Consider the following 18,804-nt stretch of genomic DNA (forward strand, 5'->3'; position numbering starts at 1 on the left):
ATAGAGAGAAGTGGATGGGTAATAATCCCAGATCCCTTTATCCTAAATCCTAATCCCTAACCAATGAAAAACTTATACATCAATACACGTTTCTTTTTTGCACTCATCGGAGTGGGGATCCTGTATGTCCTGGCATTTTTCTTTCCGGTGCTGATGTGGGTAGCCCATATTGCACTCCTGATTTGCTTTCTGGCGGCAATGGTAGATTTTCTGTTGCTTTTTAATCAAAAGAATGCATTACGGGTCCAAAGAATTCTGCCGGAAAAATTGTCCAACGGAGATGAGAATTTTGTAAAAATTGATATCAAGAATAATTACAGCTTTACCATAAATACTAAGATTATTGATGAAATCCCGTTTCAGTTTCAGAAAAGAGATTTTCTGATCGAAAAGCAGATTGCTTCAGGAGCGAATACCTTCTTTCAATATTCATTAGAGCCTAAAGTAAGAGGAGAATATCATTTCGGAGGGTTGAATGTCTATGCATCATCACCATTGGGATTAATTTCCAAAAGATTTATTTTCCAGAAAGATGCTGTGCTGCCGTCTTATCCGTCTTTTATTCATCTCAGAAAATATGAGCTGATGGCCATTCAGAGTGAATTTTTATTAGGTGGGATCAAGAGAGTGAGAAAGCTGGGACACACCATGGAATTTGAGCAGATCAAAGAATATGTTCCCGGAGATGATATCAGAACGATCAACTGGAAAGCAACATCCAAGACCAACCGTCTGATGGTAAACCAGTTTCAGGATGAAAAATCACAGCGTATTTTTATGCTGATTGATAAAGGAAGAACCATGAAAATGCCTTTCAACGGACTAAGCTTACTGGATTATTCCATTAATGCCACGATGGCACTTTCTCATATTATTTTGAGAAAAGGAGACAGAGCAGGAATGATGACTTTTTCCAAGAAAGCTGAAAATAAAATTGCCGCTGATAACAAATCCGGACAGCTGAAGAAAATCTCTGAAGCACTTTACAACATTAAAACAGATTTCTTCGAAAGTGATTTCAACCGTTTGTATCAGGATGTAAAATATTCCCTCAATCAAAGAAGTTTAATTCTGCTTTTTACCAACTTTGAAACACTGGATGGGCTGAACCGGCAGCTGAAATATCTTCGTGGAATTGCTAAGAACCATTTGCTTGTAGTCGTATTTTTTAAAAATTCAGAACTACAGACGCTGATCAACAAAAATCCTGAGAATATGCAGGAAATTTATGATGAGGTCATTGCTGAAAAATTTGAATTTGAAAAGAAACTGATCATCCAGGAACTCCGTAAATATGGAATTTATACGGTCTATACTCTTCCGGAAAATTTGAATATCGATGTTATCAATAAATATTTGGAGATAAAAGCAAGAGGAATTTTATAACTTTGTAGAAGTAATAAGCAATAAATAATGAAAATTACACTTAACAGAATAAACGACGATTTTTTATTTGAATGTACCAACGCTCAGGGAAATTCTATTCTTTTGGATAATACTTCCCAGCCGGGAGCAAAAGGAGTTTCTCCCATGGAAAGTGTACTGATGGCAGTGGCTGGATGCAGCGGAATTGATGTAGTTTCTATTCTGAAGAAGCAGCGTCAGGAAATCAGGAGTTTCCAGGCTGAAGTAGAAGGAGAAAGAGTACAGGTAGATGATGCAAAACCTTTTAAATCGATTAACGTTAAGTTCCTTTTAGAAGGAGAAATTGATCCTAAAAAGGCACAGAAAGCAGCAGAACTTTCTTTTGAAAAATACTGTTCCGTATCAAAAACGTTGGAACCGAATGTAGAAATCGGATACGAAGTATATGTGAACGGAGAAAAAATTTAATCTCTCATTTAAAAAAATAGAAAAAGCCGGATGATTCATCCGGCTTTTTTATTGCTCATTACCTATTACTCATTGTTGATTAAAAGGTAAGTCTTGGTTTTATCAGTTTCGCTACAGTAGCAGTCCATCCTGTTTGGTGAGATGCACCTACACCACGGCCGTTGTCTCCATGGAAATATTCAAAGAAGGTAATGTAATCTCTGAAATGTTCATCGTAATTGAACTTGGGATTACCACCATTAAAGGCTCTTTGCCCATGTTCATCCTTTAAAAACAGGGAACAAAGTCTTTTGCTGATATTTTGAGCCACTTCATCAAGATTTCTTTTATCACCGCTTCCCGTTGGGAATTCTACTTTTAAACTGTTTCCATAATAAAAATGGAAGCGTTGCAGACTTTCTACAATCAGAAAGTTGATAGGAAACCATATGGGTCCGCGCCAGTTGCTGTTTCCTCCGAACATTCGGCTGTCACTTTCTGCAGGTGTGTAGTATACTATATTTTCTTTTCCGTGCACTGAGAAGACAAAAGGATTTTCCTCGTATACCTTAGACATAGCACGGATTCCGTAAGAACTCAGGAACTCATTTTCATCAAGCATTCTGGTCAGAACCTTTGTTAGTCTGTTTTTACGCAGGATGCTCATCAGGTGTTTTCGGCCTTGCCCTTCCTCGTCCCAATGGGAAACAAGTTTGGTGAGTTCCGGTTTATTTTTTAAGATCCATTCCATTCTGCTTCTGAAATTAGGCATCTTTTCCAGTAAATGATGATCCACAATCTCAACGGCAAACATAGGAATCAAACCTACAATACTTCTTAGTTTTAAAGAGACGCTGTCTCCGTTTCCAAGCTGTAGTACATCATAAAAGAATCCGTCTTCCTCATTCCAGAGACCTTTCGTTCCTTCCCCCAGATTTTCCATCGCTTCAGCAATATAAAGGTAATGCTCAAAAAACTTGATCGCCATATCTTCATAGACCTGGTAATATTGGGCAAGTTCCATCGCAATACGCATCATATTCAGTGCATACATTGCCATCCAGCTTGTTCCGTCTGCCTGTTCAAGGTGCTGGCCGTCCTTTAGTTCCATATTTCGGTCAAAAGCTCCGATATTATCGAGACCAAGAAAACCTCCTCCAAAGATGTTTTTCCCGTTTTTATCCTTTCGGTTCACCCACCACGTGAAATTAAGAAGCAGTTTCTGAAATACTTTCTCTAAGAATAATAAATCCGGTTTTCCGTTATTTTTTTCATCAATTTTAAAAACACGGAAGCATGACCACGCATGTACGGGCGGATTCACGTCACTCATATTCCATTCATAGGCAGGAAGCTGGCCGTTAGGATGCATATACCATTCTTTCGTAAGTAACAGAAGCTGTCCTTTAGCAAATTCTGCATCGATGATAGAAAAAGGAACACAGTGAAATGCCAGATCCCACGTAGCATACCATGGATATTCCCATTTGTCAGGCATGGAAATAATATCCTTATTGTGGAGATGATTCCATTCTGTATTTCTTACATATTCGTTGAAATTTCTTGGGGCTTCAAAGTTGGGATCACCTTTCAGCCATTTTCCGATATTATAATGATAGAACTGTTTATTCCAAAGCAGTCCTGCAAAAGCCTGCCTCTGGACATTTCTTTCATCTTCGTTTACGGTGTCATTCTGAACTTCTTTATAAAAATCCTCAGCTTCAGCCTGCCGAGTATTGAAAATTTCATCAAAGTTTTCAAAAGGTTCATCTGTCCCCTCAGGACATAATCTGAATTCAAAAACTTTTGATTCTCCTGCTCCAATAACTTCGTCAATCAGTAAAGAAGCTTTTGTACCTCTTTTTTCGGGATTTACTGTATCTGTTTTATGAATAATGAAATCATTGATTCCATCTTTGAAATAGGTGTTTTCACTTCTGGGAGCTCCGTAAAGCTTAGAAGTATTGGTTTCATTATCACAGAATAGACTTTGTGCATTTGAGTTTCTGGAATACAGTTTCTTGATAGAAATACTGTCGTGAGCAATGTTTATACTTCCATCATGAGAAGCATTGAGTTCTCCTTTATAAGTATTATATCCCCATTTCCAGTTGTTTCTGAACCATACAGTAGGAGCTACCAGAATAGGAGCTTCATGCTGGCTTCGGTTGCAGATCGTTACTCTGGCAAAAATATCATTGTGATCGGCTTTGCAATATTCAATGAAAATATCAAAATATTCATCATTATCGAAAATTCCGGTATCGAAAATTTCATATTCCGGTTCCTTTTTACTGCGTCTCCCGTTTTCTGCAATAAGGTCATCGTAAGGAAATTCGTTGATTGGATATTTGTAAACCATTTTCATATAGCTATGAGTAGGTGTATTATCCAGATAATAAAAGATTTCTTTGATGTCTTCCCCATGATTCCCCTGGGGGTTGCTCAATCCGAAGAACCTTTCTTTTATCATTTTGTCTTTCTTGTTCCAAAACGAAAACGAAAAACAAAAAATCTGCTTTACATCAGAAATTCCGGCAATACCTTCTTCACCCCAGCGGTAGGCATAGCTTTCGGCATTATTATGATTGGTAAAATTCCAGGCATTCCCGTTCGGGCTATAATCTTCGCGTACATTTCCCCACTGCCGGTTGCTTACATAAGGTCCCCAGTTTTTCCATTTGGTATCTTGTAATCTTTCTTTTTCAGCGGTCATATCTCATCATTTTTCCCCACGAAGTTAGTTTTTTTGAGGAGCAATTCCAATTTTTTTCATCTGAATAATTATTAATATAGTCTTGAAATACTTGTATTTAAGGGCTTTTTTGAATATTAAAATAATTTTTTTTTGAAATTAAAAGAAAAGAACTACCTTTGCATCATTCGTTCATTCAAATATTGAAAATGTTATCAAGAAAGGTTGAGGGATTAGACCCTATGAAACCTTAGCAACCCTTTGCGCAAGCAAAGAAGGTGCTACGTTCTACCAAAGTATTTTGGACAGATAACTCACTGAAGTTCTTTTTCAGCCATTTCCTGTGGCATTTTCAATTGTATTAAAATTTAATAGAATTGAAAACAGAATTAAACTATATTAATCTTTCGTATCAAACTTATTCCCAAAAGGAATACCATATCCCGTTAAGCTATCAGCTTTTTGGGAAAGATCTGTTTACAGCCCCTATCATTTTAATCAATCATGCTCTTACCGGAAATTCCAATGTATCCGGAGATAATGGCTGGTGGAAACAGTTGGTAGGAGAAAATCAGATTGTAGATACCGATAAATATACTGTTCTGTGCTTTAATATACCCGGAAACGGATATGACGATTTTTTAATTGAAGACTATGAAGACTTCACTCCTTCGGATATCGCAGCGATATTTCTGAAAGGGCTTGAAGCTTTACATATAAAAAATTTATATGCCATTATCGGAGGCTCTTTGGGAGGAGGGATTGCCTGGGAAATGCTTGCCAAGCAGCCGGATCTCGCAGAAATATTTATTCCTATAGCATGTGATTACAGAACGCACGACTGGCTTCATGCACAGTGTCTGGTTCAGAAATTTTTATTGAATGATAAAAAGGAACCATTACAGAAAGCAAGAATTCACGCCATGTTGTGTTACAGAACTCCACAGTCACTCAACGATAGATTTCAAAACCAATATAATCAGGACAAACAACGCCTGGAATCAGAAGACTGGTTGGTTTATCATGGCAATGCGATAAACGAAAGGTTTAGTTTAAAAGCATACAAGCTGATGAATCATCTCTTGATGAATATCAATGCTAATGAAATAGCACTGGAGAACATACAGGCACGAATGCACATGATCTCAGTAGATACAGACTTATTCTTCCCGGCTTCTGAAATCCGAATGTGTTTTGAAAACTTACAAGAGAAAAATAAGGATGTTTCTTATCACGAGATCCAATCTATACACGGGCATGATGCCTTCCTAATGGAATATCAACAATTAAATAATATCATTAAAAACATTTTACAGAAGTAATGAAAAATGCTAACGAAATAAAATTTTTGAAGAACAGATCAATCATCAAATTTGAAGGTGAAGATTTCCTGGGAGAAATCGGGATTGATGGACGAATTTTTAAAGCGCTTACTTTAGCGCGTATCAGTGTAGGAGTAATCTCTCAGCAGGCCATAGAAAACGGAATTTCTATCCTGGTTCAGGAAATTGATGCAGAAAAAGCAGTAGCCTGTCTTATTGATGAGTTCGAAGCAGAAAGAAAATCTGGAAAAGTTTCTCAAATCTATAGTATCAATAATGTTTCTGTAATCGGTTTTGTAGCAGAAGATTTCAATAAAGTCTTTGCAGAACTGGCAAGAAACAATGTTTTCCCATTGCTTTTGAATCAGGTAGCAGGAGAAAACAGAGTCAACATCGTAGTGACTTCCTCACAGGATGAAAAAACGAGAAACATTATAGAATCTGAAATTTTCAAAAAACCAAAGACAGTTCATCTGGCAATCATTGGTCATGGAAACGTAGGAAAGACATTGATACAACAGGTCTTGGAATCTGCAGAAGAAATTAAAAAGCGTAAAAAAATAGACCTTAAAGTAGTTGCAGTAGCTAATTCAAAGAAAATTGCCTTCAACAAAAAAGGATTTGATGCCAATTGGGGGGAAGAGGTTTTGACAGCAGAACATCCATCGAATGTAGAAGAACTGATTAATTTCTCCAATGAAAATCAATTGGAGAATCTAATTGTTGTGGATAATACAGCAAGCAAAGATTTTGTAAAAAACTATCATGCTTTAGCAGAAAATGGATTCGATCTTGTTTCTTCCAACAAAATTTTCAATACCCTTCCGATAGAAGAATACAGAAAACTAAGATATACGTTGAGTAAAAATAACAGACGTTATCTGTATGAAACCAATGTTGGTGCAGGTTTACCGTTAATTGATACCATTAAATTATTACACCTTTCAGGAGAAAATATCACAAGAATCAAAGGAGTGTTCTCCGGAACCTTGAGTTATGTTTTCAATAATTTTTCTTTGAGAGACGATAAATTCTCAACCATTATCAATGAAGCTTTGGAAAAAGGATACACAGAACCGGATCCAAGAGAAGACTTATCTGGAAATGATGTAGCAAGAAAATTATTGATCCTGGCAAGAGAATTAGACTTAATCAACGAATTCGGAGATATCAATATTCAAAATCTGGTTCCGGAAAGCTTACTTGAGGTTTCGAAATCAGAATTCCTGTCAAGACTGGAAGAGCTGGACGAAGAGTATCAGAAAATAAAAGAAAATCAGGAACCCGGACATGTATTGAGGTATGTAGGTGATCTACACGGTGATTTACAGAAAGATAAAGGCGAACTGGATGTAAAACTGATTTCTGTTCCTGCAACTTCAGCATTAGGACAGTTGAAAGGTTCAGATTCAATCTTTGAAATTTATACAGAAAGCTATGGTGAAAACCCAATCGTGATTATGGGAGCCGGAGCCGGAGCACAGGTGACAGCAAGAGGTGTATTCGGAGATATTTTAAGAGTAAGTGAAACGAAATAATACTTAATATAACAGTGTAGTCATTACTGCAATTGTCATTCTGAGCATAGCGAAGAATCTGATGATTACACTGTTAAATTGACAAATTAAAACTATATGGAAAATTTTGAAACATCAGCAATAAGAACCCAAACGGAAAGAACCCAATTTGATGAGCATTCTACACCATTATATCTTACTTCCAGTTTTATATTTCAGGATGCGGAAGATATGAGAGCAAGCTTTGCAGAAGAAAAACCTAAAAACCTGTACAGCCGTTTCTCTAATCCCAACGTAACAGAGTTTACAGACAAGATCGCTAAAATGGAAGGTGCAGAAGCAGGATATGCCTTTGCAACAGGAATGGCAGCCATCTATTCTACATTTGCAGCTTTGTTAAATGCAGGAGATCATATCGTAAGCTGTCAGTCAGTATTCGGGTCTACACACACTTTGTTTACCAAATATTTCCCGAAATGGAATATTGAAACATCTTATTTCAAAGCAGGAGATGCAGAGAATATTGAACAATACATTAAACCTAATACCAAGATCTTATACCTTGAAACGCCTACCAATCCGGCTATTGAAATTCTGGATCTTGAGTTCTTCGGGCAGATCGCTAAAAAACATAATCTTATTTTTATTGTAGATAACTGTTTTGCAACGCCTTATCTTCAGCAGCCTATCAAATACGGTGCAGACATTGTTGTACACTCAGCCACGAAACTGATTGACGGGCAAGGGAGAGTTTTAGGAGGAATAGCAGTAGGAAAAGAAGACCTTATCCGAGAAATTTATCTTTTTGCAAGAAATACAGGACCTGCATTGTCTCCTTTTAATGCCTGGGTATTATCAAAAAGCCTTGAAACATTAGCTATCCGAGTAGAAAAGCACTGTGAGAATGCATTGAAGGTAGCTGAGTTTTTAGAAAGCCATCCCAATGTTGAACTGGTAAAATATCCCTTCCTGAAATCCCACCCAAGTTATGAAATAGCCAAAAAGCAGATGAAGCTTGGAGGAAATATCGTAGCGTTTGAAATAAAAGGAGGAATAGAAGGAGGAAGAAACTTCTTAGATAAGATACAAATGTGCTCACTATCTGCTAACTTAGGTGATACAAGAACGATCGTTACTCACCCGGCATCCACTACCCATTCTAAACTGTCTGACGAAGAAAGAAATGAAGTAGGGATTACAGCAGGATTGGTTCGTTGTTCAGTAGGACTGGAAAATGTAGAAGATGTCATTGCAGACCTGAAACAGGCTTTAGATTAGTTAATCGTTTACAGTTTATACAGCCAAAATGGATAGGGACTACACAGAATTAGTAATTTATAGGGAAGTGCGAAAGTTGGTTACTCTGACTTATATTTTGACCACAAACTTTCCTGGAGAAGAATTATTGGCTTTAACAAGTCAAATAAGAAGAATAGCAACTTCAGTTTCGTTCAATATTACGGAAGGAAGTAGAAGAGAGACCCCTGAAGATACTTTACAGTTTCTACATATCGCAGGAGAATCTCTTAATAAGCTGGAATCTCATTTCCATTGGGCTCTAGACCAACATTACATTTCTAAAGAAGATTTTGAAGTCATCAATAAAAAAATCCTCTTATGTAAAAAATTGGTCATCGGATTTATAAACTGTTACAAATTGATAGAAAATGAAGAATTCAGAACAATTATATAAAGCATTATCCGAAAGAATTTTAATTCTTGACGGTGCAATGGGAACCATGCTTCAGCGATACAAATTTGAAGAAGAAGATTATCGTGGAGAACGTTTCAAAGACTGGGAACATCCGGTAAAAGGAAATAATGATCTGCTTTCCCTGACGCAGCCTCAGGCGATTGAAGAAGTTCACAAGAAATACCTTGAAGCGGGAGCTGATATCATAGAAACCAATACGTTTTCAGGAACTACTATTGCGATGGCAGATTATCATATGGAAAATCTGGTATACGACCTGAACTATGAGTCTGCAAAAATTGCGAGAAAAGCCTGTGACGAATACACCGCAAAAAATCCGGACAAACCAAGATTCGTAGCAGGATCTATAGGACCAACGAACAGAACGGCAAGTTTAAGCCCGGATGTGAATGATCCAGGATACAGAGCTATCACTTTTGAAGAATTGAGAGTAGCTTACAAACAGCAGTGTGAAGCTTTACTGGACGGAGGTTCTGACATCCTTTTAGTAGAGACCATCTTTGATACATTGAATGCAAAAGCAGCCTTATTCGCCATTGATGAGCTGCAGGATGAAAGAGGAATAAAAATTCCGATCATGGTTTCAGGAACCATTACCGATGCTTCCGGAAGAACATTGAGCGGACAGACAGCAGAAGCTTTCCTGATCTCAGTTTCCCACCTGAATTTATTAAGTGTAGGTTTCAACTGTGCACTGGGGGCCGATCAGCTGACTCCTTACCTTGAAACACTGGCTCATAATTCAGAATTCTATGTTTCAGCTTATCCGAATGCCGGTTTACCCAATGCTTTCGGAAAATATGACGAAACCCCTGAAGATATGGCAAGACAGATCAAAGAATATGTGGAAAAAGGGCTTATCAATATTATCGGAGGATGCTGCGGTACAACTCCTGAACATATTAAAGCGATCGCTGATCTGGTAGAACAGTATCCGCCAAGGAAAGCAGGGGACTTGCTAAAAAATGTTATTTAGCATACGGGAAATTTTCAGTGATTGCAACTTTCAGGCAAATACTGGAATTTATTGAGGCAGAATGCCAATAATGCCTACTATATTTTAGAAGAATAAAATGAAATATTTAAGATTATCAGGCCTTGAGCCTCTTATCATAACGCCGGAAAGTAATTTCATCAATGTTGGTGAAAGGACAAACGTTGCCGGTTCCAAAAAGTTTTTAAGACTGATCAAGGAGGAGAAATTCTCTGAAGCATTAGATATTGCCCGCCATCAGGTAGAAGGAGGTGCCCAGATTCTGGATGTCAATTTTGATGATGGTTTGATTGATGGTAAAGCATCCATGATCAAATTCCTGAACTTAATTGCCTCCGAACCGGATATTGCAAGAATCCCGATCATGGTAGATTCTTCTAAATGGGAAATCCTTGAAGCAGGTCTTCAGGTAGCTCAAGGAAAGTGTGTAGTGAATTCCATTAGCTTAAAAGAAGGCGAAGAAGAATTTATCAAACATGCTAAAGCCATTAAAAGATATGGAGCAGCAGTTATTGTAATGGCATTTGATGAGGTAGGGCAGGCTGACAGTTTTGAACGAAGAATTGAAATTTCAAAACGTTCCTATGATATCCTTGTAAACCAGCTTGGCTTCCCTGCAGAAGATATTATTTTCGACTTAAATATATTTCCGGTAGCAACAGGAATGGATGAGCACAGAAGAAATGCCATCGATTTTATTGAAGCGACACGCTGGGTAAGACAAAATCTTCCTTATGCCTCTGTAAGTGGAGGAGTGAGCAATGTTTCCTTCTCTTTCCGTGGAAATGATACCGTAAGAGAAGCGATGCACTCCGTATTCCTTTACCACGCAATCCAGGCAGGAATGAACATTGGTATTGTAAACCCAGCCATGCTTGAGGTGTATGATGAGATCAATAAAGAACTTCTGGAGCTTGTAGAAGACGTAATTCTGGATAAAAGAGAAGATGCTACAGAAAGGCTTCTTGACTATTCTGAAAAGCACAAATCTGTAAAAAAAGAAAAGACTGAAGATCTTGAATGGCGAAGCAATCCATTGCAGGAAAGAATTACCTATGCCCTGGTAAAAGGAATTGATCGTTTCATTGAAGAAGATGTAGAAGAAGCGAGACAATTGGCTGCAAAACCACTTCATGTCATTGAAATTAATCTGATGACCGGAATGGGAGTGGTAGGAGATTTATTCGGAAGCGGAAAAATGTTTCTGCCGCAGGTAGTGAAGTCCGCAAGGGTAATGAAAAAAGCAGTGGCCTATTTACAACCTTATATTGAAGCGGAAAAAGACGGATCAAGACCAGCTAATGGTAAAATCTTAATGGCAACAGTAAAAGGGGACGTTCATGACATCGGTAAAAATATTGTGAGTGTTGTTCTGGGTTGTAACAACTACGAAATAGTTGATCTTGGAGTAATGGTTCCTGCCGAAAAGATTATCCAGACAGCCATTGCAGAAAAAGTAGACGTGATAGGATTAAGCGGGCTGATTACACCAAGTTTGGATGAAATGGTGTATATCGCTTCAGAATTGGAAAGACAAAACTTAGATTTTCCTTTATTAATCGGTGGTGCTACAACTTCCAAAGCACATACTGCTGTGAAAATCGATTTAAAATATAAAAACGCTGTCGTTCACGTGAATGACGCATCAAGAGCCGTAAACGTAGTAAGCTCATTGTTGGGTGACAGAAATAAAGAATATGTTTCGGATTTAAAGAATGATTACTCCGACTTCAGAGAAAAGTTCCTGAACAGACAGGTAGACAAAGATTATGTTTCCATTGAAGAAGCAAGAGAAAATCATTTTAAAATTGACTGGGAAAACGAAGAAATCTTTACCCCAAATACGATAGGAATAAAAGTAATCGAAAATCAGGATCTGAGAGAACTTCTTCCTTTCATCGACTGGTCTCCGTTTTTCAGAAGCTGGGATCTTCACGGGAAATACCCGAATATCTTAGAAGATGAGGTAGTGGGCGCACAGGCGAAAGAATTATTCAAAGATGCTCAGGTTATTCTAAAGAGGATTTTAGATGAAAAGCTATTGACAGCAAAAGCCATCTTCGGAATCTTTAAAGCCAATTCCAATGAATCGGATGATATCTTAATTTTTGACGAAAATAATAATGAGCAGGCGAAGTTTTTAACTTTAAGACAACAGGCTCAGAGATCAAAAGGAAAAGACTATCTGGCTCTAAGTGATTTCATCGCCCCTCAAAGTTCTGGAAAAACTGATTACGTGGGAGCATTCTGTGTAACCACCGGCTTTGGAACCGATGAACTGTCTAATGAATACGAAAAAGCCAATGATGATTACAATTCCATCATGGTAAAAGCTCTGGCAGACCGTTTTGCAGAGGCTTATGCCGAATTTTTACATAAAAAAGTAAGAACAGAATACTGGGGATATGCCAATCAGGAAGCTTTAAGCAATGAAGAATTGATTGCCGAGAAATACAAAGGAATCCGTCCGGCTCCGGGATACCCGGCTTGTCCAGACCATCTGGAAAAGAAAACAATCTGGGATCTATTAAAAGTAGAAGAAAATACTGGCGTTTTCCTTACAGAAAGCCTTGCCATGTTCCCAACAGCGTCTGTTTCCGGATATTATTTCGGAAGCCCGCATGCCAAATACTTCGGATTAGGAAAAATTACAGAAGACCAGCTTAAAGATTATGCAGCAAGAAGAGGTTGCAGCATTCAAGAAGCGAGAAAGTGGTTGTCGCCAAACTTAGCAGATTAAAATTAACATGAAGATAACAGAACACATTAAAAACGCTAATGGAAAAACTTTATTCTCCTTAGAAGTTGTTCCGCCACAGAAAGGAATCGGGATTGAAGATCTCTATACCAATATAGATCCGTTGATGGAATTCAAACCACCATTCATTGATGTTACCACATCCAGAGAAGAATATATCTATCTGGATAAAGGAAATGGTCTCATGGAACGCCGTATTACAAGAATGCGTCCTGGAACTTTGGGAATTTGTGCCGCTATTCAACATAAATATAATGTAGATACAGTACCACACCTTCTTTGTGGAGGATTCACGAAAGAAGAAACAGAATATCTGCTGGTAGACTGTATGTATCTCGGAATTGATAATGTTATGGCTTTAAGAGGAGATGCCATGAAAGGACATCAGTATTTCGAACCTACTCAGGGAGGACATCCAAGTGCCATGGATCTTGTGAATCAGATTAATAATCTCGGAAGAGGAAAATATCTTCATAACGAAGAACAGGCATGTGATGAACTGAATAAATTCTGCATTGGTGTCGCCGGATATCCGGAAAAACATATGGAAGCCCCTTCCATGAATTATGACCTGAAGTGGCTGAAACAAAAAGTTGATGCCGGAGCAGATTATATTGTTACTCAAATGTTCTTTGACAATAAAAAGTATATTGAATTCGTTCAGAAAGCAAGAGAAATGGGAATCACGGTTCCGATTATTCCGGGAATCAAACCTATAGCGACAAAGAAGCACTTGAAAATCCTGCCACAGGTATTCAAAATAGATCTTCCCGAAGAACTGATCAATGAAGTGGAAAATGCCAAGAATAATGAAGCTGTAAAGCAGATCGGAGTAGAGTGGGCCATTGCACAATGCAAAGAGCTTCTGGATTTCGGAGTTCCTGTACTGCACTTTTACTCAATGGGGAAAAGTGATAACATTAAAAAAGTAGCCGGTGAGCTATTCTAATAAAAGTACCAAAAATGAAGGAACCCCTGTGAATTTCACAGGGGTTTATTTTTTATTGATTTAAGAACTTAACCAGTTTGATGAGGTCTGCTTCTCTATTTATTTTAATATTATTCGATTTTACGAATTTTTCAATATCATCTTTTTTCGCAGGAAAAGCTTCTGTTATCTCTTTTACTTTCTTTGGGTTTTTAATATATCCCGATTCTGTCTTGATATAATAAACCGGATCCAGTGTATTAAAGATTGCTGGTCTGTCCATTTCATATGAATTTCTTGCAGCAACAGCATTTTTAAATTGAGATTTCAGTTTTTTATAAAGTCCGTTTTTACCCCCTGCCAATTCAAAGAAATATCCTTTTAAATCATCACCAGTGTCCAGCTTTACCAATGTCTCTTTTGTTCTGGTAAATTCAATTCTGGTAAAAGGACTGTCCGGAACTAAAGAATACGTTTCTTCATCCTTCTTGAACTCTACTTCATCAAAATACATATTATAACGTGCTACAGCATTTTCAGCTCTGTCTGCAACAATAAATTTAGCAGGCGAAAATGCTTTGTCATAGTAAGGAGTCCCCTGTATGTCATCATAGCTGATTCCCTTACCGGTTGAATCTCCATTTTGATAAAACGTGTGATTCAGTAATCGTGATCCGTCATAGCTCAATGTAGTCATCTGCTGTGCAGAAAGAGGAATGAATGATACTAATAAGATACTTATAATGATTTTTCTCATTGTATATGGTTTTATTTAGTTTATTAAAAATTTACTTTCAAAAATACAACTATTCCATCAATTTATGTGAAAAGAAATAATTGTTCTTAATCTATAAGTCCGGGTGTCTTTCAAACTCTTTATTTCTATCAAATAAATACCTGTAGGTCGCCAGTTTTCGGGTAATACTGGTATCAAGAGTTTCTGCAATCTTGATCATTTTCGGATTAAAATCACCAATCCACTGAAGTTCCGTAATAGTAAAATCTGTATGTTTTCTCAAATGTTGAGTCCCTTCCCAGATCATATATCCGTCAATGCCTTTCTTCTGCCACTCAGGAACTACACCAAAAACGAGCCCCATCATTTTCTCATTCTTTTTAAAACGTTTTAAAAACAAAAATTTAATTTTTTCAAAAATCCCGAACTTTCCATTCAGATATTTAGACCATTGGTTGAGGTCAGGAATATTGATCCACATTGCAATAGGTTTATCATGTTCATAGACAAACCAGGAAATATGCTCATTGATGATAGGTTTCATCGTATTGAACATTTTCAGAACTTTGGATTCTTCCAGATGTTTTCCTTCCCCATGAGATGCCCATGCTTTATTATAAACCTCAGTAAAATCTTTTGCAAATTTCGCCAGATTATTCTTTTTCATAGGCTGAGCCGAAATAGCAGGATTTCTTTTGTTCTTTTCATGGGCAATCGTAAAAATCCTTGAAACTTCTGCAAAAACAGGTCTTGTAAAACAAAGCTGTTCAAAATAAATCTTAAATCCATAATTTTCAAAAAGATCTTTGTAGTAAGGGAAGTTATAATTCATTCCAAACAAAGGCTCAGCAAAACCTTCAATCAAAAGCCCCCAGAATTTATCCCGCTCCCCAAAATTGATTGGGCCATCCATTGCCTGCATTCCTTTTTCCTGAAGCCATTTTTTACAATGGTCAAAAATAAAATTGGCAGTTTCCTGGTCATGAATGCAGTCGAAAAAACCAATTCCTCCCGTAGGCTGCTTCTGCTCATAACAACCGTTCACAAAAACAGCTACTTTACCAACCGTTTTGTTATTCTTTCTAAACAAAAATCTTTTACATTCCCCGTTTTTAAAGAATTTATTTTTTTCAGGATCAAAAATCTCCTCAATATGCTTATCTAAAGGGCGGATATAATTTTTGTCGGATTGATAAAGACGGGCTGGAAATTCTAGAAATTCTTTTTTATGGAGTGTGTTTTGTACTTCTTCGACAATAATCATAGGCTTTTTAATCAGAATAGCTATAAAAGATAATGTTTTTCATCTTATTTAAAATAGAGAAATAGATATTATCCGTATTTTTGCTGCAAATTAAATAAAAATGGTTGATTTTACTGATAACGACGATGATATTTTCACTGGAAAAGAACATACGCCTATAAGGAAAGATGCTTTTGATAAATCGCCACAGGAAAAAATTGAAAAAATTACCGAGCTTTTTGGCGAAATTATGGAAACATTAGGAATGGACATGACGGATGATTCTCTAAAAGACTCTCCAAGACGTGTTGCCAAAATGTATGTGAATGAGATTTTCGGAGGACTGCTCCCTGAAAACAAACCAGGAATATCCACTTTCTCCAATAAATACAAATACCGCCAAATGCTGGTAGAGAAAGATATCACCGTATATTCTTTCTGCGAACACCACTTTTTACCTATCATAGGAAGAGCCCATGTTGCTTATATTTCCAATGGGGAAGTAATCGGTCTTTCAAAAATTAACAGAATTGTGGATTACTATGCGAAGAGACCACAAGTTCAGGAAAGGCTTACCATGCAGATTGTAGATGCTTTGAAAGAAGCTTTGGGAACAAAAGATGTCGCGTGTATTATTGATGCAAAGCACCTTTGTGTCAACTGCAGAGGAATAAAAGATACGGCAAGTTCTACCATTACTGCAGAATTGAGCGGTATTTTCAGAACAAACCCTATTACAAGACAGGAATTCTTACATTATGTAGGAAGCCATGCAAAACTGGATTACTAAACAATGAACTACCAGGTCCTTAAAAATATTATTGATGCCGAGCTTCAGAGATTCCAAAATATCTCGGAAGAAGAATGGTCGTATAGAAGTTCTTCAGAAAAATGGTCTAAAAAAGAAATTATTGGCCATCTTTGTGACAGTGCTTTTACAAATATCCGTAGATTTGTTGTGACCCAATATAAAGAGAATGAAAATATTGTATATGATCAGAATTTCTGGGTAAAAGCTCAGAACTATCAGAATGTTCCTACTTCAGATCTTATTGACCTGTGGAAGTCTTTGAACTATCAGATTGTTCATATCGTGGAAAATATCCCCGATGAAGCATTGCAAAGAACATGCGATACCACCAAAACAGAACCTCGGATTTATACGCTGGAGTTTATTATTGATGATTATGTAGATCACCTACAGCATCATTTAAAAGCGATTTAATTATGATAAAATTTAAAAAAGTTTCACATAAGATTTTTATCACAACAATTATTTGTTGTGACAGAATAATTTTTTAACTAATTTTTGAATCTTTAAAATCATTAAATCTTTTAACTTAAAAATAAATGCAATTAAAAATATATAACTCGCTTACTGCAGAAAAAGAAATATTCAAACCCATCTTAGAAGGAAATGTCGGAATGTATGTCTGCGGACCTACCGTGTACAGCAATGTGCATTTGGGAAATGTAAGAACTTTCCTTTCCTTCGATTTTATTTACCGTACCCTGGTGCATTTGGGGTATAAAGTAAGATACGTAAGAAATATTACCGATGCAGGTCACCTTACCGACGACGGAAACGTAGATAATGACAGATTCGTAAAGCAGACCAGACTTGAAAAGCTGGAGCCTATGGAAATTGTACAGAAGTACACCGTAGATTTCCACAAAGTATTGGATATGTTCAATCTGCTTCCTCCAAACATCGAACCTACCGCTACAGGACATATTGTAGAGCAGATCGAATTAACGCAAAAGCTGATTGAAAGAGGCTTTGCTTACGAAAGCAACGGTTCTGTGTACTTCGATGTATTAGAATACAACAGAAGAGGCTTGAACTATGGTGAACTTTCAAAACGTAATATAGAAGAACTTTTCGCCAATACAAGAGACCTTGACGGGCAGGGAGAAAAGAAAAATCCACAGGATTTTGCATTGTGGAAAAAAGCATCCCCAGCTCACATCATGAGATGGAATTCCCCTTGGGGAGAAGGTTTCCCGGGATGGCACCTTGAATGTACTGCAATGAGTACTAAATATTTAGGTGAAACATTCGATATCCATGGAGGAGGAATGGATCTTAAATTCCCTCACCATGAATGTGAAATCGCACAAGGGAAAGCTTGCAATGATGCAGCACCGGTAAATTACTGGATGCACGCCAATATGTTGACGATGAATTCTCAGCGTATGAGTAAATCTACAGGAAATTATATCCTTCCAATGCAATTGGTTACCGGAGATAATGACTTCTTTGAAAAACCTTTCCACCCTTCAATCGTGCGTTTCTGTTTCCTGCAGGCACATTACAGAAGCGTTTTGGATATTTCAAACGATGCCATGATTGCCAGCGAAAAAGGATTCATCAGATTAATGGAAGCTGTAAAAATTTTGAATGCAATTACTCCTGATGATACAAAACAATCCGGTTTCAGCCTGAAAGAATGGAAAGATAAAGCATATGATGCTTTAACAGACGACTTCAATTCGCCAATCCTGATTGCTCACCTGTTTGAAGCTGTGAAATACATCTTTGCTTTAAACGATGGTAAAGAAACAATCTCAACAGAAGATCTTGAAGATTTAAAGTCAACATTAAATGCCTTTATATTTGACGTTTTAGGATTGCAGACTGTAGAAGAAAACAACAATGAAAAGCTGGATCAGACCCTGAAGGTTTTGATCGAATTAAGAAATCAGGCAAGAAAATCCAAAAATTTTGATCTTTCAGATCAGATCAGAGACAAACTGCTTGCAGAAGGAATCGAATTAAAAGATGGAAGAGACGGAACATCATACGTCCTGAACTAAAAATATAACTTCGTTTTATACCCATTCCGTAGGAGTTCCTTATATAAAGGATTCTTACGGAATGTTTTTTTTATTCCCTCCCCTGAAAACATATCAGATTTCCATTTCTGATCCTTCATACAGAAAGCTATCACTTAACCCTCTCGTCCCTTCGCTTTCCCATCTTACTCTCAATCACTCCTCCTCTCCAGCATTCTCAGGAGCTTCATCCTGCTATCCATTCATACTCCTCGCGCCAGTGCTCTCCGACGCTCAAACCCACCCGGCT

At 37.3% G+C, this 18,804-nt stretch carries 15 protein-coding genes and 1 riboswitch; of the genes, 12 read left to right on the forward strand and 3 right to left on the reverse strand.

From position 1 onward, the window contains the following. Positions 1-63 precede the first annotated feature (63 nt). Positions 64-1,386 carry a DUF58 domain-containing protein gene (locus tag LKL37_RS17760; RefSeq protein WP_431611800.1) on the forward strand — a complete coding sequence of 441 codons (1,323 nt, stop codon included), beginning with the start codon at positions 64-66 and terminating at the stop codon, positions 1,384-1,386. A 27-nt stretch (positions 1,387-1,413) separates the two neighbouring features. Further along, positions 1,414-1,833, forward strand: a complete 420-nt coding sequence (locus LKL37_RS17765) for an OsmC family protein (protein WP_431611801.1) — start codon at positions 1,414-1,416, stop codon at positions 1,831-1,833. 79 nt (positions 1,834-1,912) lie between these two features. On the opposite strand, the gene LKL37_RS17770 is transcribed toward LKL37_RS17765, so the two are convergent. Beyond that, complete coding sequence (locus tag LKL37_RS17770; RefSeq protein WP_431611802.1) at positions 1,913-4,528, reverse strand: MGH1-like glycoside hydrolase domain-containing protein; 2,616 nt, start codon at positions 4,526-4,528, stop codon at positions 1,913-1,915. A gap of 188 nt (positions 4,529-4,716) precedes the next feature. Further along, positions 4,717-4,823, forward strand: a riboswitch (SAM riboswitch). Positions 4,824-4,884: 61 nt separating this feature from the next. Here LKL37_RS17770 and LKL37_RS17775 point away from each other — a divergent pair. The 7 genes from LKL37_RS17775 (at position 4,885) to metF (ending at position 13,761) form a co-directional block, all read left to right on the forward strand. Next, the gene (locus LKL37_RS17775) at positions 4,885-5,829 is read left to right on the forward strand and encodes an alpha/beta fold hydrolase (RefSeq protein ID WP_431611803.1); all 945 of its coding nucleotides are present in this window, start codon (positions 4,885-4,887) and stop codon (positions 5,827-5,829) included. Then, the gene (locus LKL37_RS17780; RefSeq protein WP_431611804.1) at positions 5,829-7,367 is read left to right on the forward strand and encodes an ACT domain-containing protein; all 1,539 of its coding nucleotides are present in this window, start codon (positions 5,829-5,831) and stop codon (positions 7,365-7,367) included. The genes LKL37_RS17775 and LKL37_RS17780 overlap by 1 nt, the downstream gene beginning before the upstream one ends. Before the next feature lie 96 nt (positions 7,368-7,463). Continuing rightward, positions 7,464-8,624, forward strand: a complete 1,161-nt coding sequence (locus tag LKL37_RS17785) for an O-succinylhomoserine sulfhydrylase (protein ID WP_431611806.1) — start codon at positions 7,464-7,466, stop codon at positions 8,622-8,624. Between the two features lie 28 nt (positions 8,625-8,652). Further along, positions 8,653-9,039: a four helix bundle protein gene (locus LKL37_RS17790; RefSeq protein WP_431611807.1), complete on the forward strand. Its 387-nt coding sequence runs from the start codon at positions 8,653-8,655 to the stop codon at positions 9,037-9,039. Beyond that, on the forward strand, positions 9,014-10,036 hold the full coding sequence (locus tag LKL37_RS17795) for a homocysteine S-methyltransferase family protein (protein ID WP_431611808.1): 1,023 nt from the start codon (positions 9,014-9,016) through the stop codon (positions 10,034-10,036). The genes LKL37_RS17790 and LKL37_RS17795 overlap by 26 nt, the downstream gene beginning before the upstream one ends. 97 nt (positions 10,037-10,133) lie before the next feature. Continuing rightward, positions 10,134-12,794, forward strand: a complete 2,661-nt coding sequence (gene metH / locus LKL37_RS17800; protein WP_431611809.1) for a methionine synthase — start codon at positions 10,134-10,136, stop codon at positions 12,792-12,794. A gap of 7 nt (positions 12,795-12,801) precedes the next feature. Next, positions 12,802-13,761 (forward strand): methylenetetrahydrofolate reductase [NAD(P)H], encoded by a 960-nt coding sequence (gene metF, locus LKL37_RS17805; protein WP_431611810.1) that lies wholly within the window; start codon positions 12,802-12,804, stop codon positions 13,759-13,761. Positions 13,762-13,813: 52 nt separating this feature from the next. On the opposite strand, the gene LKL37_RS17810 is transcribed toward metF, so the two are convergent. Both LKL37_RS17810 and LKL37_RS17815 read right to left on the reverse strand, forming a co-directional pair. Next, a complete protein-coding gene (locus LKL37_RS17810; protein ID WP_431611811.1) occupies positions 13,814-14,497 on the reverse strand; it encodes a hypothetical protein in 684 nt (227 codons plus the stop codon). Positions 14,498-14,588: 91 nt separating this feature from the next. Further along, positions 14,589-15,740, reverse strand: coding sequence for a hypothetical protein (locus LKL37_RS17815; RefSeq protein ID WP_431611812.1), 1,152 nt, complete (start codon positions 15,738-15,740; stop codon positions 14,589-14,591). A gap of 100 nt (positions 15,741-15,840) precedes the next feature. Between LKL37_RS17815 and folE the strand changes: the two genes are divergently transcribed. The 3 genes from folE (at position 15,841) to cysS (ending at position 18,536) form a co-directional block, all read left to right on the forward strand. Continuing rightward, positions 15,841-16,509: a GTP cyclohydrolase I FolE gene (gene folE, locus LKL37_RS17820; protein ID WP_047376638.1), complete on the forward strand. Its 669-nt coding sequence runs from the start codon at positions 15,841-15,843 to the stop codon at positions 16,507-16,509. A 3-nt stretch (positions 16,510-16,512) separates the two neighbouring features. Further along, a complete protein-coding gene (locus LKL37_RS17825) occupies positions 16,513-16,944 on the forward strand; it encodes a DinB family protein (RefSeq protein WP_431611813.1) in 432 nt (143 codons plus the stop codon). A gap of 125 nt (positions 16,945-17,069) precedes the next feature. Beyond that, positions 17,070-18,536: a cysteine--tRNA ligase gene (gene cysS, locus LKL37_RS17830; RefSeq protein WP_431611814.1), complete on the forward strand. Its 1,467-nt coding sequence runs from the start codon at positions 17,070-17,072 to the stop codon at positions 18,534-18,536. Positions 18,537-18,804: the final 268 nt, after the last annotated feature.

This window comes from Chryseobacterium sp. 'Rf worker isolate 10', from assembly GCF_050753305.1.
Taxonomy (GTDB): Bacteria; Bacteroidota; Bacteroidia; order Flavobacteriales; family Weeksellaceae; genus Chryseobacterium.

Bases quoted from the DNA above. Each gene is read 5' to 3' on its own strand.
- folE (WP_047376638.1), top strand. From the start codon at position 15,841: ATGGTTGATTTTACTGATAACGACGATGATATTTTCACTGGAAAAGAA.
- LKL37_RS17815 (WP_431611812.1), bottom strand. From the start codon at position 15,740: ATGATTATTGTCGAAGAAGTACAAAACACACTCCATAAAAAAGAATTT.
- cysS (WP_431611814.1), top strand. From the start codon at position 17,070: ATGCAATTAAAAATATATAACTCGCTTACTGCAGAAAAAGAAATATTC.
- LKL37_RS17760 (WP_431611800.1), top strand. From the start codon at position 64: ATGAAAAACTTATACATCAATACACGTTTCTTTTTTGCACTCATCGGA.
- metH (WP_431611809.1), top strand. From the start codon at position 10,134: ATGAAATATTTAAGATTATCAGGCCTTGAGCCTCTTATCATAACGCCG.
- LKL37_RS17770 (WP_431611802.1), bottom strand. From the start codon at position 4,528: ATGACCGCTGAAAAAGAAAGATTACAAGATACCAAATGGAAAAACTGG.
- LKL37_RS17795 (WP_431611808.1), top strand. From the start codon at position 9,014: ATGAAGAATTCAGAACAATTATATAAAGCATTATCCGAAAGAATTTTA.
- LKL37_RS17765 (WP_431611801.1), top strand. From the start codon at position 1,414: ATGAAAATTACACTTAACAGAATAAACGACGATTTTTTATTTGAATGT.
- LKL37_RS17810 (WP_431611811.1), bottom strand. From the start codon at position 14,497: ATGAGAAAAATCATTATAAGTATCTTATTAGTATCATTCATTCCTCTT.
- LKL37_RS17785 (WP_431611806.1), top strand. From the start codon at position 7,464: ATGGAAAATTTTGAAACATCAGCAATAAGAACCCAAACGGAAAGAACC.
- LKL37_RS17825 (WP_431611813.1), top strand. From the start codon at position 16,513: ATGAACTACCAGGTCCTTAAAAATATTATTGATGCCGAGCTTCAGAGA.
- LKL37_RS17780 (WP_431611804.1), top strand. From the start codon at position 5,829: ATGAAAAATGCTAACGAAATAAAATTTTTGAAGAACAGATCAATCATC.
- LKL37_RS17790 (WP_431611807.1), top strand. From the start codon at position 8,653: ATGGATAGGGACTACACAGAATTAGTAATTTATAGGGAAGTGCGAAAG.
- metF (WP_431611810.1), top strand. From the start codon at position 12,802: ATGAAGATAACAGAACACATTAAAAACGCTAATGGAAAAACTTTATTC.